Here is a 15,222-nt window from a genome sequence, read left to right as displayed (position 1 = left end):
TTTTTTTCTTTTTTATTATGTCTGAGTTAAAGCCTATATATCAAAGTCCCAACTTGAATCGGGTAGAGATTGGAAAGTCATTCTTAGATAACAATCCGAAAACTGCTAGAGCCTTGCAGGTTGTGGGAATTGTCCTAGCTGTTTTATCTGTTTTCGCTTCCATTTTTCTTCTCGTGGGAACTCCAATCGGTTTGCCTATATCTCTAGCCTTAGGAGGCGCATTGCTAGGCCTTGGGGGAAGCATGTTGTTTGCTTCCGTACACTCCTTGGCGAACAACATGAAGAGGGGTGCTATTGATAAGAAGCGCCTGAATAATATCCGCACGATTTGGAGGAGTGAAGAGATATCCCCAAGTAATGGGACTCCAGAGGAGATCGGGCTTAAATATAACCTTATGGTGGATAAATTTTCCCATTTAAATATGAAGTTGGGAAAGAATGAACAGAGCATTCTAGAGCAAATAGATAGAGAAGAGGGTCTTGAGCTTCTTGAAAGTTTCAATCAGATTACTGACAATTATCAGTATTGCTCAAGATTACTGAAGGAATGGCAATCCGTGCATTCCGAGGAGGAATTCTCTCAGCGTGATGAAAGTTACTCTAGTGTCGTTAGAAAAAAAGAGATCCTTGTCAATTTAGGAAACAACATTATCTCCGGATTATCCAAGAGTGGCGGTGTCTTTTCTTTAAAGATGCAAACTCTAAGCAAGACGATGAAGAAGGTTCATGCCGGAATAACTTTAGGATTAGTCGCTGGGGGCATTGCCTCTGTTGCAGTTGCTGCTGCATTAATTCCTGGGGGGCTTCTTGCTTTACCTATGATTGTAGCTGCTGCTATAGGTATAGGGATTGCAGTTTTAAGTATGTCCTATGCGATAAAGGCAATACTAAAGAGATCAAAGACAAACAAAAAACAGTTACTGAATGATCTGAAATCCTCGATCGATATAAATCTCCTTAAAGACATGACCCGTCATCAAGACGTTCTAATGGGTATGTTGAAACTTACACTACAAGCTGATCAAACAATGGCTTTGGATCGCGAAGACTTTTATACACACTACAATACTTTGCAGAATAGTTTGCAGACCTTGAATGAGCAGCTTGATGAGATGGAATTTATGTATAGGCATTTAAGCTCAAAAATGCAGCAGGATGCTCAAAACTTAGAACAAAAAATCGTTGAAGCAACTGACGCACAATTTGCTCAAGAGGATGATACCCTCCATCCTCAGGATCTACCTAGCGAGAGCTCCGACTTATTAAGTGATGACGATGAATTTGATGAGATTCTTGCTAGAGGTGTACAGGCTTCTAGAGAGAGACGACAAAGGGACAGAGCAGGAGATCTCTTTATAGGGGATTACAAACAGCATTTAGGAGAAGAAGACCTGAAGTTCAGCAAAGGATGGAAGCCTTCAGGGAAACGTGCTATTGAGAAAATGTGGGATGCCCGTCCCAGGATCATGAAAAAAGAAGATTATCTCGCCTTATATGAAGATATAAATCAGGAACTGGATTCTTATAGAAAAAATATACGGACTTTGAAAAAAGATATTAATCGCGTTGAGACTCTATTCCAAGATCTTCAAGAAGGGAAACTCCGAGTTGATCGTTGTTCAGATGATATCATTGGTATTTGGACTGATACGTGTAGTGACTGCACCCGCATTCTTAACCAACTATCGGTAATGCAGATGCGTCTGCTGGCAATGATAGATTATGAAGGAAATTAGAACTAATATTGCTAACCGTTTTCTTAGGGTAAAATATCACTGAAATCATAATTCTAAGGCTCCCTGTTTTATAGGGAGCCTTTTTTTTCAAATGAATCCCCAATGTTTCAATAGTTTGTTATAATACATGATCTTATAAGGAGCTTTAGGGATTGCTTTTCCTATTCATAAAGCTCACCAGTATAGAGGTAAAAACTTCAAGAATTAGAAAGACTTAATACTAAGGAATTCCCTAAAATATAGTGGTAAAAATTAAAAAAAAATATTCCATGCGTAACATAAAGTAATTCTTTCTATAGTCTTTTGCTTTTTAGTTGATTATGAATAAAACTGTTGTTGTTGCTATGTCGGGGGGAGTAGACTCCTCTGTAGTCGCCTATCTTTTAAAAAATTATACTTCGTATAAGGTCCTGGGACTTTTTATGAAGAACTGGGAAGAAGAAGACGGTGAAGGTCTTTGTTCTACAGCTAAAGATTATGAAGATGTTGAAAAAGTTGCTGGGCAGTTGGATATTCCCTACTACACAGTATCTTTTGCTAAAGAATATCGAGAGAGGGTTTTTTCCCGTTTTCTTACAGGATATTCTGAAGGTTATACGCCGAATCCCGATGTTCTTTGTAATCGTGAAATCAAATTTGATTTGCTTCAGAAAAAGGTTCGTGAGTTGGGGGGTGATTTCTTGGCTACAGGACATTACTGCAGGGTATCCCCAGATGAAAATGGTGTGAATTTACTTCGTGGAATTGATCCCCAAAAAGATCAAAGCTATTTTTTATGTGGAACGCGAAAAGAATCTTTAGAGAATGTGATTTTCCCCCTGGGAGATAAGACAAAAACAGAAGTGCGTTCTATTGCTGCTCAAGCAGGCCTGGCTACAGCTCAAAAAAGAGACAGTACAGGAATCTGTTTTATTGGGAAGCGGCCGTTTAAAAGTTTCCTAGAGAAGTTTGTACCCAACTTAGAAGGTAATATTGTGGATTATGATTCTCAGAGGGTGGTAGGTCATCACGAAGGCGCGCATTACTACACTATAGGCCAACGACGAGGATTGGATCTTGGGGGGTCAGAAAAACCATGTTACGTTGTTGGTAAGGATATGGAGAAAAACATTGTGTATATAGTACGAGGAGAAGATCATCCCTTGCTATATCAAACAGAACTTACAGCCAGAGAATTGAATTGGTTTGTTTCTCCAAAATCGATAACAACATGCAGCGCAAAAGTGCGCTATCGTTCCAATGACGAGGAATGTGAAATTCTACTTAGAGGAGAAGATGAAGTTCTCGTGCGATTTGCTTCACCCGTGAAGGCAATCACCCCAGGGCAAGCTATTGCCTTCTATGACGGAGAGCGGTGCCTAGGCGGTGGGGTCATAGAGATTTCTATGACTCCCCAGTCGGTATAGTTGCCGGAATACTTTCAGATTGTTCTTCCTCGCGCTCGAAAGTTACTCGATCTTCTGTGAGACTAGCACGAAGCTTTCTCGCTTCTTGACGGCAAGACTCCTTAAGCAAAAGCTCCGCAAGAGGATCTTCAAGATACTGCTCAATAACTCGACGTAAGGGTCGTGCTCCCATTTCTGGAGAGTGGCCTTTCGTAACTAAGAAAGAAATCACGGAATCTGGAATGCTTAAAGCCATTTGGTAATTTTTCAAACGGGAATCCAGTTTATTAATTTCTAAATGGATAATCTGAGATAAAGCATCTTTCTCTAAAGGACGGAAGATGACACTTTCATCCAAACGGTTGATAAACTCCGGTTTTAAATGCTTCTTCACAGCATTTTCGATTTTTTCTTGGATGACTTTGTAATCAAAATTCGATCGAGTGCCAAAACCAATTTCCCCACTCTTTTTAATTAAGTCCGCACCTAAGTTCGAAGTCATGATAATGATCGCATGACGGAAATTAATCTTGCGACCAAACGAGTCTGTAAGACGTCCTTGCTCTAGAATTTGCAACATTAAGTCCATAATGTCGGGATGAGCTTTTTCAATCTCATCGAATAAAACAACACAGTAAGGACGACGACGTACTTGTTCCGTAAGATGACCACCTTCCTCGTGACCAACGTACCCTGGAGGCGATCCCATCATTTTGGTGGCGGCGAACTTCTCCATGTACTCAGACATATCTACTTGAATTAAAGCATCCTCACCACCAAACATTTCGATGGCAATCTGTTGAGCTAGCAACGTTTTCCCTACTCCAGTGGGGCCTAGGAATAAGAATGAGCCTGTTGGACGGTTGGGATCTTTAATGCCAGTTCTTGAACGACGAATAGCTCGGCAAATGCTTGCTACTGCCTGATCTTGACCTATGACTTTTTTACGTAGAGTATCTTCTAACTTAAGTAACTTTTCACTTTCAGCTTCAGTAAGCCTTGCGGAAGGAATACCTGTTTGTAAGGAGACCACTTGAGCAACTGCTTCCTCATCCACGGGAATCTGATGCTCTTCTTTGTGATTTTCCCATTCTTGTTTCATGTTGGAGAGACGTTCTCGAAGCTTTTTCTCTTCGTCGCGTAATCCTGCCGCCTTTTCGTATTCTTGTGTGCCAATCGCTTGCTCTTTAGCGAGCTTCGTAGTTTCAATCTCAGCTTCGAGTTTCATTAACTCTGTAGGCTGATCCATGGTATTGACACGTACACGCGCTCCAGCCTCATCAAGCAAATCAATAGCTTTGTCTGGAAGGAAACGACCGTGAACATACTGATCAGATAAAGTGGCCGCAGCTTTCAATGCTTCTTCTGTAATAGAAACATTATGATGCTCTTCGTATTTCTTTTTTAACCCACGTAGAATTTCTATAGTTTCATCTACACTAGGTGGGTGCACAATAATTTTTTGGAATCTGCGTTCTAAAGCAGCATCTTTTTCAATATGCTTGCGGTATTCATCAATTGTTGTGGCTCCAATACACTGAATTTCTCCACGTGCTAGAGCTGGTTTTAAGATGTTAGAAGCATCAATAGCTCCTTCAGCAGCACCCGCACCTACGATTGTATGTAGCTCATCGATAAATAAAAGGATGTTTCCGTGTTTGCGGACTTCATCCATAACTGCTTTGATACGTTCTTCAAATTGACCGCGATATTTAGTTCCTGCAATCATTAAGGCAAGATCTAGGGTAATTAAACGTTTTTTGCGTAAAGTATCGGGAACTTCATTGGAAATGATCTTTTGCGCTAATCCTTCAACGATAGCCGTTTTACCTACACCAGCTTCCCCGATAAGTACAGGGTTATTTTTTCTTCTGCGACATAGGATAAGGATCAGGCGCTCTACTTCCGTAGAACGACCTATGACAGGATCAAGCTTAGACTCACGAAACATTTCGGTTAAATCATAACCGTAAGCTTTTAATGCCGATAACTTATCATTTTTTTCTCCTCCCAGAGTATGACCTAGGGAAGAAGATTTAGAGGATGAAGATGAATTTCCTCTAGGATTAGAAGAAGATGATGATGGGGGAAGTTGAAGATTGAATGTTTCTAATTCCTTAAGAATTTCCTTACGAACTTCTCTGGGATCAATATGTAAGTTTTCTAAAACCTGTAAAGCAACTCCATCGGCTTGATTTAAGATGCCTAAGAGAAGATGTTCAGTACCTACGTAATTATGTTCTAAAACCCCAGCTTCTTCATTTGCAGATTCAAAAGATTTTTTTACTCTTCCAGTAAGGGCAGGATCACCATAGACCTGGATTTCAGGTCCATAACCGATCAGACGCTCGACTTCTTGTTTCGCAGTGTCAAAATCTACTCCTAAGTTGCGCAGTACATTTACGGCTACGCCCTGACCTAGTTTGAGTAAGCCTAAGAGTATATGCTCTGTGCCTAGATAGTTATGATTTAACCTCTGAGCCTCTTTTTTAGCCAATTTAATGACTTGTTTTGCTCTGTTAGTAAACTTCTCAAACATAAAAACCTAAAAGACCGGGTAGAACTTTCCTTAAGCATATACGACATTTAAAATAATGATGCAACTCTTCGATAAATAGATGTGGTATTACAGAGATTAAAGAATTTTTTTTGCGAAATAGTAAAGAATCCTCTCCCTGTGTTATACTGTTTCTACATTTTTCAACAAATAATGCACCCCCTCTTAAGTTATGACCATTCGCATAGTGGATTCCGGAAAAGGAAGCTCAGAAGCCCATATGGCTAGGGATAAGTATTTGCTAGAGAACCTGAAAAAGGGGGAGGTAATTCTTCACCTCTACGAGTGGAGCGGTCTATATCCCCTCACTTACGGCTATTTCATGCGTCCAGAAAAATTTTTAATTGACGATCGAGCTGCTCTTGGTATGGATTCTGCCATTCGGCCCACGGGGGGAGGCTTTGTTTTTCATCACGGGGACTATGCTTTTTCGTTGCTAGTGTCATCAGAACATCCTCTGTACGCACCTACTGTACTAGAGAATTATCATTCGGTAAATCAGATCGTGCTACAGGTTTTGAGTAAAGTTTTTCGTATAGAAGGAACCCTAGCTTTCAACGAGGACGCGCATCATCCGCAAACCTCGAATTTTTGTATGGCTAGAGCATCAAAATACGATGTTATGATGGGGGATAGGAAGGTTGGGGGAGCTGCCCAGCGTACTGTGAAACATGGATTCCTCCACCAGGGATCCGTATTTTTATCAGGGAGTCCTTTAGAGTTTTATCAAAAGTTTCTTTTGCCAGATGTTATAGATACTATAGTTCCGGCAATTGAAAAACGAGCTTTTTTCCCCCTAGGCTTGTCTGCATCTTCTTCAGATCTTTTTGATGCGAGAAGGGCAATTAAAGAGGGGTTAATTCAGATCTTTTCAAGAGGACTTCTATGAAAAAGATACATTGGGGTTTAGTTATTGCTATCTTCTGTTCGTTTATAACAAAAGATGCTTGCGCTTTCATAGTGCATTTCCCCTCCTATCAAGAACAGGCCGGAGTCCTTGTTCACGAGAATAGTGTGGAAGTTTACGAAAAACTTCTATCAGCCATCGATGTCGCTAATCATTATGTTGAACTATGTCCCTGTATGGCCGGGGGCGACCTATTAACCGAGATTATCGAGCATTTGGATGCTCGTATGTCTGAGGTTCCCGAGCTGCGTGCCTATATCCTCATTCAGCCTACATTTATTGATAGCAAGGATAAGCAACTTCTTGAACATATGAGATCCCTTTGGCCTGATAGGTTCTTCTATATGTTTACCGGCTGTCCTCCAGGATCGAGTATTCTAGCTCCTAATGTAATAGAGAGTCATATAAAGCTTTCTATCGTGGACGGTAAGTTCATTTTTATGGGAGGAACGAATTTCGAAGACTTTATGTGTACTAGAGGGGATGCGATTCCCGACCCCGTAGAATCTCCCCGTTTAGTTATTGGAGGAATTCAAAGACCCCGAGCGTTTCGTGATCAGGATGTTACTCTCTGTTCGGCAAAACTTGGGAGCGAGTTAAGAAAAGAATTTCATGCGCACTACGCTCTTTGGAGTGCTTATGCAAATAATCCGTGGTTTAATAAGAATCTCAGTGATTTTCGAGCGCTTTCTTTCCCTGAGCTCTCCGTTGAAGAGGCCGAGTCTACCTATTGCCGTGAAATAGAGGATCACGTCGATTTTATAACAACAGATCTTAAAAATATCCGCGTCATTTTTTCAGGCCCAGATGAGAGCATAAATGCTATTACTCAAGAATATGTACGTTTAATTTCCGGGGCAGAGAAATCTATCCAAATTGCGAACATGTACTTTATCCCTAAAGATGAAATTATTGAGGGAATAAAATCAGCATGTCATCGTGGAGTACGCACAGAAATCCTCACCAATGGATGTACTGAAAATAGTCCCGATCTTACAGCCGTATATGCTTGGGGAAATCGTATGAACTATTTCTTTTTAGCTTATGGCGAGCGCCCCTCGTTATGGAAGAAGTACGCCTTTTCTAAAAAGCAACCATGTAGTTCTCTTTCTATAAGTGAATATTTTGTGCGCGATACGCAGCTACATAAAAAATGTATGATTGTGGATCAACGTTTCTTTGTAATAGGTAGCTACAATTTTGGAAAGAAAAGCGATCTTTTTGATTATGAAAGTATAGTGGTCATTGATTCTCCAGAAGTTGCTGAAAGGGCAGATACTGTCTTTAAAAAAGATTTGAGTTTATCCAAACCTGTTGCGAATTCTGAGATTTTTCAATGGTATTTCGATCCCATTCACAATCTTATTGGTCATTTGCAAATTAACTTTATGCCTGCTTAGATAGGTAAGTTACCTTCTTTATGAGAAAAGAGAGTAGACCTTCTCTTTTCTGTTTCTCAGGGGATCCTTCTTGGTTTTTTCCGATCAATAGTTTACACTAAGCTTTTTATTGTTTATTCCTGAGGGTGGCTTTGCTAGCGTTCTTTTATAAGCATCAGAAAAAATTCATGGGTTTAGTTATTGTCGGGGTATGTATATCCGGAATAGGTGTAGGCTGGGGACGCTATCCAGGAGAAGCAACGCGTAAAGGAGCTAATAAAGTTGTTTTTTCAGTGCCGGGGAAAAGGTATTCTGAGAGAGAATTCTTAGCTATTAAGAGATTCTTCGTGAATGAAGCCTATCCTTTTACAGGAAACCCTACGGAATGGAATTTTTTAAACGAGGGGTTGCTTACAGAGCGCTTTTTAACAAATAAAATTGGAGAAAAGCTGTTTTTAAAAGTATATTCTCAAGACTATCCTGCTTTTAAAAAAGAAAAGCGTTATCAGCCTTATCGACGCTTTGACTCTCCATTTATTTCTTCTGAAGAAGTCTGGAAATCTTCGGCCCCTCGTTTATACCAAGCTTTAACTACTTTGCAGGAAATAGAGAATCCCGTATCTCCTGAAGGATTTGTCGCTAGGGTTCAATTATTTTTAGAAGAGAAAAAATTTCCTCATTACATTCTTAAACAAATGCTTGAATATCGCAGGCAGATGTTTAACCTTCCTCAGGACGCGGTTTTGGCTCAGGGAAAAGACCTCCGTTTATTTGGTTATAGGAATATCTCTGATTGGTTTGGGGAAGCTTATGTATCTGCCGCTGTTGAAGCTCTGCTGCGCTTTGTCAATGAGCAGAAAAAAAATATAGCCATGCCTTCTTTAAAAGAAGCTCGTCAAGATTTTCAAGACAAAGCCCAGCAGGCTTTTACTAAATTGAGTAAACATGCTGGTCTAGCTTTAAGTTTTGATGAATTCGTTGCCTCTTACTTCGACTTTCTTGGAGTAAGTGAACCTGAATTTTTCAATATGTACCGAGAGATTCTTTTATGTAAGAGAGCCTTCTTGCACTTGGAAGGTAGTGTGACTTTTGATTACCGTCCTTTGCAAGAGTTCTTCTCTATGGGCAAAGACTCTACATCTGTGGAAATGGTCAAGCTTCCTCGGGAATATCAGTTTAAAAGTAAAGACGATTTGGAAGCTTTTGAAACTTATATTAGCCTTGTAGGAGTACCCGTACAAAATTGTCTTGATGTTCCTCGATTTGTTTTACCTATTAAAACTATAAAAGCAAAGGAACCAAGATTAGTGGGACGAAGATTTTTAGTGTCTTATAAGAGTATAAAACTCGGGGATTTAGAAACTAAAGTTCCTATGGTTGAGGTACATCAATGGCAACAAAATCCCGAGAATTTCCAAGTTCTACTTCAGCAGTTTCCGAAAATTGAAACATGTAATTCGAGCAAGGATTTTCAATCCCTTAAACCTTCTCTTATTGAAAAGATCCATTCCTTTACGAGAAAAGAAATACTTAGAGCACATCCGGAAAGAATTCTAGAGGGATTAGCGCAAAGTAAGCATGAAAGTCATGAAGTTTTCCTATCTTCTGGGAAAGATAGCATCTTAGAAGGGATTTTAGATGGGAATGAGTTAGCTATGCTCCTATTGGAAAACGAAAGCTTAGAAGCTTATAGTCAGGATGGCGAGCACTACTATTCTTTTATTGTTGATACATGCTTTGAAGCTGAGGAGGTTATTCCTTATCGTGAAGTATTGCGCAAGGGGCTTGCCAAAACCCTAGTTTCTTCGCATAGAAATTCCTCACATATGGATAAGGTTGTTTCCGCTTTAAAATCTCGCTATCAAGAGGAGGAGAGTGCTAATTTATGGCAAAAGCGTCTTTGGTCACTCATGGAAGAGCATAGAGAAGGAACTTACCAAGCAGGAACCCTACCTTGGAATTTTGAAAAATCTATAAAAATATTTACTCGTGGGGATCGGAGTATTCCTAAGCCTTATTCTGTACTAGCTTCTATGGAAGAGGGAACCTTATCGGGTATTGAATTTAATTCTGAAGAAGGCCCATTTTTCTATAGGTGTTTATCACATCAGACATGTATTGACCCCGCGAGTGTGGAGAAATTGTTCTTTGCTAAGGGGCATTTAAATGAAGAGATCCTTGGTAGCTATATAGAACATTTTATTGATAAGGGAGTCAGGTAATGTGGTATTCTGATTGTCATGTGTGGATTCAGCCGATTCACAGTGATGTTGTGCGTCTCGGGCTGACAGATAAAATGGGGAAGAATTTGGGGAAAATTCTTCACATCGACTTGCCTGAAGTGGGAGGTTTCTGCAAAGAGGGCGAGGTCCTGGTTATCCTAGAGTCTTCAAAGTCTGCTATTGAGGTTTTAAGCCCGGTTTCTGGGGAAATTATTGAGATTAATGAGAGTCTCAAAGAGGATATTCAACTTCTGAATCACTCTCCTGAGGAGGCTGGGTGGTTTGTCATCGTTAAACTTGATCAAAAATTAAATATCGAAAATCTTTCTCTTAAAGAGTAGTTGGGTTCTTGTTTTAAAAAAAATATTGCATTGTATATATTTTTTGAATCTGGATAAGAGTTTTTTTTTATTTTCTGAAGGAGTAAAATTTTTTTCCGAAGAGTTTAAAAAACACCCATTTTACTATGTCTTTGTTAATGGTTAGCACTGTGTCTACTCCCGTAGAGATGGAAAGTGCTCGATTAAAGCTTTCCAGACAGCTTAAAGGGTTAACCGTAGTAACGGTATTGTTAGTTTTAGCTGTTATAGGATTTTCCTGTTACGGACTTTTTGGAACGCCATTGATAGCTATTCAATTGATGATATGGATTATGAGTGCTTCCATGACTCTGTTAGCCTTAATTTGTTCGTGTGCGAAATACCATCTTCTTCGTCGTTATGAAAAAACGCTACTCGCTAGAGGGGAGCCTATCCAAGAATAGATAAAGGAATTATGACTTATGATGACGAATAACATCCAAAGGTTTCAACGCCCCTCCCCAGAAACTCCAAACACAATAACTTTATTATATCGTTTACACGAAGAGCCCTTGGAGGAATCTGAGGGACTACGAACTTTCCGCAGGGTACTGTCAGCACTTCTGACGGCTCTGGCGATACTCGTTATGATAGTCTTTACAGTTCAATCCCAAGTAATTACTCCTGCGGCATTATATACCGCAATTTTCTTTGCTTGTTGTGCTTTGGTATGTATAGCTATGTTTATGGTGAAACATGTGCTATGCCAGTTCCCCCAAATTGCTAGAGACACTATCGAACATTCTTAGTTTTCTAGGCTTTTCCCTTTTTCCTATTTATTGCTTTTACCTTGGTAGCGTGTTGTGATGGCGCTGTGTTCATTTTTGTCTCAGATTTGAAATCCTTTATTTCTGATGAAGAGATGTCATAGATTTCTGTATCAGATCCCGACGTTGTTACCGAAGGCTTCGAAATATCAATACCTGTTAGACTCATGAATGCCATTGCTATAAGCCCTGTAGTAATGAAGGAAATTCCCATTCCTTGAAGGTTTTTAGGAATATCAGAATAGGCAAGCTTTTCTTTGATAGTCGCAAATAACACAATAGCCAACCACCACCCACATCCGGCTCCTAAAGAAAATATCATCATAGGAATAAATGGATAGTTGCGGGTGATTCCGAATAATACCCCTCCTAAGATGGCGCAGTTTACAGCAATTAATGGTAGGAAGATTCCCAAAGAAAGATAGAGATTCCTAGATATCTTCTCTAAAAGCAATTCGAGGATTTGCGTGAAAGCTGCAATAACAACAATAAAGATGATAAGCTCAAGAAAGTTTAAATTTACATTAGCTAATGCTGGAGATAGCCAAGTGAGAGCTTTAGGTCCTGTAATAAACGCATGCACCGCCCAGTTAATACTGCCGGTGATGGTAAGAACTAATGCTACGGACATTCCTAGACCGTTAGCTGTAGAGACCCTGCCTGAACAGGCAAGATAACTACACATTCCAAGGAAATTAGATAAAAGGATATTTTGGATAAAGGTTGCTTGTAAAAAGATACCAAAGACATTTAGCCATGTATATTCGCCTAACCACATAGAGCTACCTTTTTGCCTTCTTAGATCTAAGAATATTTACTACCCAAATCATAATGCCTAAAAGGAAGAATGCTGAAGGAGCTAAAACCATCAAGCCGAAGTTTTCATAGCCATCAGGATGAGCTTCGGAAGCATAGAAACATTTTGGGATGAGTTGTAATCCAAGAAGAGTTCCAAAACCGAAGAATTCTCGTATTATACTGACAAAAACTAAAACCCAACCGTAGCCTAATCCCGAGGCTAAGCCATCTAAAAATGCTGGAATGGGAGGGACGTTTCTAGCTAGACTTTCTGCTCTTCCCATTACGATACAGTTGGTAATGATTAATCCAACGAACACAGAAAGTGTTTTTGAAATGTTAAAGAAAAAAGCTTTTAAGAACTGATCAATTACAATTACAAATAAGCTAATGATAATTAGCTGCGTAATCATACGTACGCTATCGGGGGTAATTTTTCGCAGTAAGGATACGAAGAATGAAGAGCATCCCGTAACAAAACTTACGGCTAGACCCATGGTAATCGCTGTTTTTACCGTTGTTGTTACAGCCAGGGCAGAACAAATCCCTAAAATAGCGATTAAGGGTTGGTTGTTGTTCCAAAGAGGATCAAGGAAATAACTTTTATAGGGTTTATTGTCTGCCATTACGATCTCTCTGATTATTAAGCTGAGCGAAAGATATTAACAAATTACGATAAGGAGCCAGAGATAGAGCGTAGGCTTCAGTAACGCCGTTACATGTTAATGTAGCTCCGGAAATACCATCAATTGATGACCGTGCTTTCGGAGATGTTCCAAATACTGATTGTACCGATCCTTTAATTACTTCAAGTCCCAGAGGGGTTGTTGCGAAATCTGTAGTTCCTGAAGCAGCCTCCAAGAAGATCTTTTTCCCATAAAATTGCTTTTGCCAATGTGGATTAGCGATATTTGCTCCTAATCCTGGAGTTTCTGCCTGTTGATACCACGCTGTTCCTAATACCGTATCACCGTTATTTTCCACAGCGAGATAACCATAAATAGGCCCCCATAAACCAAATCCTGAAATAGGAATAATAATAGCACGAATTACAGAAGGATTTTTAATGACTTCTGCATCACTCATAGCTCTGGCTTTTTCTGTATTTTCTAAGATTACGTAAAATAGAAGTAGAGGCTGTTGGTAAAAATGGCCGTTTTGATGTTTTTCTATAAACTCTGCAACATTGAGATTTTTTTCTTTGAAAGAAAACATCTCCCCGCGTCTATTTGCAAGTAGGGGGCGAACAAAACCTTGAGTATAGGAGTCTAAAACAGAGCCTGTGACAACAGGTGCTTTCTCTGTAATTTTAAGCAGATGGGATTTCTTATCGTATGTAGCAGGATGCCAAGCATCATTTTCATAGATTTGGAATTTACCCGAAAAGTCTAATACTCGCGCTGCAGTTAACATTTGCTGGTCGCGATCAAAAACAACAGCTCGTTCTTGGAAAGGAGCAAGAATATAGTATATGGTAGAAAGGAAAACGCTAGAGAATAAACTTAACGCAAAGATGAAAAGGATAACGTACCAGGTTTGATTCAGATGGCGCTTCGATTTCCCTGAAGACATAGTTTAAATTCTCCTTCGTCTATACTTTCTTACAGCAAAGTAATCAAGAAGAGGAGCAAATACATTCCCTAGAAGAATGGCTAGCATAACTCCTTCGGGATATGCAGGATTTATTAGTCGGATAAGTATTGTCATAAAGCCAATAAACAACCCATAAATCCATTTTGCTAATTTCATGGTTGGCGATGAGACGGGGTCCGTAGCCATGAATACAAGACCGAAGGCTAAACCTCCAAGGAATAACTGTCGGTAGGCAGGAATGAAAAATCTTGCAGGAGCCCAAGCACCATGTTTTCCGACAATAAGGATGCTGACAATTTTAAACAGCCATGCTGTGACGAAAGCTCCTATACCGAATGATACCATTGTTCTCCACGAGGCAATGCCTGTGACAATGAGAAATATCGCACCAAGCAAACAGGCAAATGTTGAAGTTTCCCCTAGGGAGCCAACAATGTTTCCCCAGAATAAATTCCCTGAAGAAAATTTCCCAATTCCATAGATAACATCAGTAATCGCATATGCGGAATCAAATTGCGTGGGGAGTAAACCGAGACCACCTTCACTAAGAGGCGAGGTTACAAAGCTTTGCAGTTGTTCTAAAGTGAGTTTATCTAACATTAATCCAGGATGAGACTCTGTCCATATTGAAAATTGTGATTGTATCACATTTTGTGTAGGGACATGTGTCATATGTAAAATGTTAGATGCTATAGCATCTACATGGACTCTTTTTACAGAAGGAGGCGTAGAGTTTAATGTGTGGAGGCAGGTAGATTGTGAAAAGCCATCTATAATTGATTTTCCTGCTGTAGAATTCATGGCAAGAAGGCTTTCTTTAATTTTCATCGGGTTGCTTCCTACCCAAACGTCCCCGCTCATCTTTGCAGGAAATGAGAAGAATAGAAAAGCCCTTCCCGATAGGGCTGGATTGAGAATATTCATTCCCGTACCGCCAAACAACTCTTTACTAACGACGACGCCAAAAGCGATTCCTAATGCGGCCATCCAATAGGGAATGGTTGGAGGTAAAGTTAGAGGATAGAGAATTCCTGTAACAAGCAATCCTTCAGCAATTTTATGTTTGCGAATAACAGCAAAGAGGACTTCACAAGCACCTCCTACCGAATAGCTAATTATTAGTAGGGGCAAAAAAATTTTATATCCTGCCCAAAGAACGGAGAATACGCCGACGTCATGGAAGATAAAAGAGAGGTAACTACGAAAACCCGAGATGTGTAAAAATGCCTCCATAAGCTGGGCATTTCCCGAACCGTAGACCAGAGATTGCACTCCCGAATTCCATATGGCTGAGAACGTTGCTGGGAATAGAGCAACAACAACAAGTATCATCCAACGTTTGACATCTACAGCATCGCGAATGAAAGGAGGGGATGAAGATTTATGAATAGGTTCGTAGCAAAACGTATCGATAGCGTCTGCAACTGGAGTAAAGCGTTGAAATTTGTCCTTTTGACAAATTTCCCAGATGGAATTAACAAATCGTTTCAGCATTGCTATTGAGAGGGAAGTTGAAGCT

The 15,222-nt window shown here is 39.9% G+C and carries 13 protein-coding genes; 8 read left to right on the top strand and 5 right to left on the bottom strand.

Annotated elements, in window-relative coordinates:
* Positions 1-17: 17 nt before the first annotated feature.
* Both CF_RS03305 and mnmA read left to right on the top strand, forming a co-directional pair.
* Positions 18-1,736, top strand: a complete 1,719-nt coding sequence (locus CF_RS03305; protein WP_011458205.1) for a membrane protein — start codon at positions 18-20, stop codon at positions 1,734-1,736.
* Between the two features lie 320 nt (positions 1,737-2,056).
* A complete protein-coding gene (gene mnmA / locus CF_RS03300; protein ID WP_011458204.1) occupies positions 2,057-3,142 on the top strand; it encodes a tRNA 2-thiouridine(34) synthase MnmA in 1,086 nt (361 codons plus the stop codon).
* Here the strand turns inward: mnmA and CF_RS03295 are convergent.
* Positions 3,120-5,660 carry an ATP-dependent Clp protease ATP-binding subunit gene (locus tag CF_RS03295; protein ID WP_011458203.1) on the bottom strand — a complete coding sequence of 847 codons (2,541 nt, stop codon included), beginning with the start codon at positions 5,658-5,660 and terminating at the stop codon, positions 3,120-3,122. The two genes, mnmA and CF_RS03295, sit on opposite strands and share 23 nt — an antisense overlap.
* Positions 5,661-5,850: 190 nt before the next feature.
* Here CF_RS03295 and CF_RS03290 point away from each other — a divergent pair, with 190 nt between their 5' ends.
* The 6 genes from CF_RS03290 to CF_RS03265 all read left to right on the top strand — a co-directional run bounded on the left by CF_RS03290 (position 5,851) and on the right by CF_RS03265 (position 11,294).
* Entirely contained in the window at positions 5,851-6,567 is a 717-nt protein-coding gene (locus tag CF_RS03290) for a lipoyl protein ligase domain-containing protein (protein ID WP_011458202.1), read from the top strand.
* Entirely contained in the window at positions 6,564-7,985 is a 1,422-nt protein-coding gene (locus CF_RS03285; RefSeq protein ID WP_011458201.1) for a phospholipase D-like domain-containing protein, read from the top strand. The genes CF_RS03290 and CF_RS03285 overlap by 4 nt, the downstream gene beginning before the upstream one ends.
* Before the next feature lie 131 nt (positions 7,986-8,116).
* Positions 8,117-10,186, top strand: coding sequence for a membrane protein (locus tag CF_RS03280; protein ID WP_041467989.1), 2,070 nt, complete (start codon positions 8,117-8,119; stop codon positions 10,184-10,186).
* Positions 10,186-10,527, top strand: coding sequence for a glycine cleavage protein H-like protein (locus tag CF_RS03275; RefSeq protein WP_011458199.1), 342 nt, complete (start codon positions 10,186-10,188; stop codon positions 10,525-10,527). Before CF_RS03280 ends, CF_RS03275 begins: the two co-directional genes overlap by 1 nt.
* Positions 10,528-10,676: 149 nt before the next feature.
* The gene (locus CF_RS03270; protein WP_232500661.1) at positions 10,677-10,949 is read left to right on the top strand and encodes a hypothetical protein; all 273 of its coding nucleotides are present in this window, start codon (positions 10,677-10,679) and stop codon (positions 10,947-10,949) included.
* Positions 10,950-10,970: 21 nt separating this feature from the next.
* Positions 10,971-11,294, top strand: coding sequence for a membrane protein (locus tag CF_RS03265; protein ID WP_041468093.1), 324 nt, complete (start codon positions 10,971-10,973; stop codon positions 11,292-11,294).
* A 4-nt stretch (positions 11,295-11,298) separates the two neighbouring features.
* Here CF_RS03265 and nqrE read toward each other — a convergent pair whose 3' ends face one another.
* From nqrE to CF_RS03245, 4 genes are read right to left on the bottom strand one after another with little or no spacing between them, the layout of a single operon-like run.
* Positions 11,299-12,090: an NADH:ubiquinone reductase (Na(+)-transporting) subunit E gene (gene nqrE / locus CF_RS03260; protein ID WP_011458196.1), complete on the bottom strand. Its 792-nt coding sequence runs from the start codon at positions 12,088-12,090 to the stop codon at positions 11,299-11,301.
* 4 nt (positions 12,091-12,094) lie between these two features.
* Positions 12,095-12,736 carry an NADH:ubiquinone reductase (Na(+)-transporting) subunit D gene (gene nqrD, locus CF_RS03255; protein WP_011458195.1) on the bottom strand — a complete coding sequence of 214 codons (642 nt, stop codon included), beginning with the start codon at positions 12,734-12,736 and terminating at the stop codon, positions 12,095-12,097.
* A complete protein-coding gene (locus tag CF_RS03250; protein WP_011458194.1) occupies positions 12,723-13,682 on the bottom strand; it encodes a Na(+)-translocating NADH-quinone reductase subunit C in 960 nt (319 codons plus the stop codon). The genes nqrD and CF_RS03250 overlap by 14 nt, the downstream gene beginning before the upstream one ends.
* 3 nt (positions 13,683-13,685) lie before the next feature.
* Positions 13,686-15,197, bottom strand: coding sequence for a Na(+)-transporting NADH-quinone reductase subunit B (locus CF_RS03245; protein WP_011458193.1), 1,512 nt, complete (start codon positions 15,195-15,197; stop codon positions 13,686-13,688).
* Positions 15,198-15,222: the final 25 nt, after the last annotated feature.

The organism is Chlamydia felis Fe/C-56 (assembly GCF_000009945.1).
Classification (GTDB): domain Bacteria; phylum Chlamydiota; class Chlamydiia; order Chlamydiales; family Chlamydiaceae; genus Chlamydia; species Chlamydia felis.
This window is presented reverse-complemented; position numbering and strand designations above follow the sequence as displayed.

Bases quoted from the DNA above. Each gene is read 5' to 3' on its own strand.
- CF_RS03305 (WP_011458205.1), top strand. From the start codon at position 18: ATGTCTGAGTTAAAGCCTATATATCAAAGTCCCAACTTGAATCGGGTA.
- mnmA (WP_011458204.1), top strand. From the start codon at position 2,057: ATGAATAAAACTGTTGTTGTTGCTATGTCGGGGGGAGTAGACTCCTCT.
- CF_RS03295 (WP_011458203.1), bottom strand. From the start codon at position 5,660: ATGTTTGAGAAGTTTACTAACAGAGCAAAACAAGTCATTAAATTGGCT.
- CF_RS03290 (WP_011458202.1), top strand. From the start codon at position 5,851: ATGACCATTCGCATAGTGGATTCCGGAAAAGGAAGCTCAGAAGCCCAT.
- CF_RS03285 (WP_011458201.1), top strand. From the start codon at position 6,564: ATGAAAAAGATACATTGGGGTTTAGTTATTGCTATCTTCTGTTCGTTT.
- CF_RS03275 (WP_011458199.1), top strand. From the start codon at position 10,186: ATGTGGTATTCTGATTGTCATGTGTGGATTCAGCCGATTCACAGTGAT.
- CF_RS03265 (WP_041468093.1), top strand. From the start codon at position 10,971: ATGACGAATAACATCCAAAGGTTTCAACGCCCCTCCCCAGAAACTCCA.
- nqrE (WP_011458196.1), bottom strand. From the start codon at position 12,090: ATGTGGTTAGGCGAATATACATGGCTAAATGTCTTTGGTATCTTTTTA.
- nqrD (WP_011458195.1), bottom strand. From the start codon at position 12,736: ATGGCAGACAATAAACCCTATAAAAGTTATTTCCTTGATCCTCTTTGG.
- CF_RS03250 (WP_011458194.1), bottom strand. From the start codon at position 13,682: ATGTCTTCAGGGAAATCGAAGCGCCATCTGAATCAAACCTGGTACGTT.
- CF_RS03245 (WP_011458193.1), bottom strand. From the start codon at position 15,197: ATGCTGAAACGATTTGTTAATTCCATCTGGGAAATTTGTCAAAAGGAC.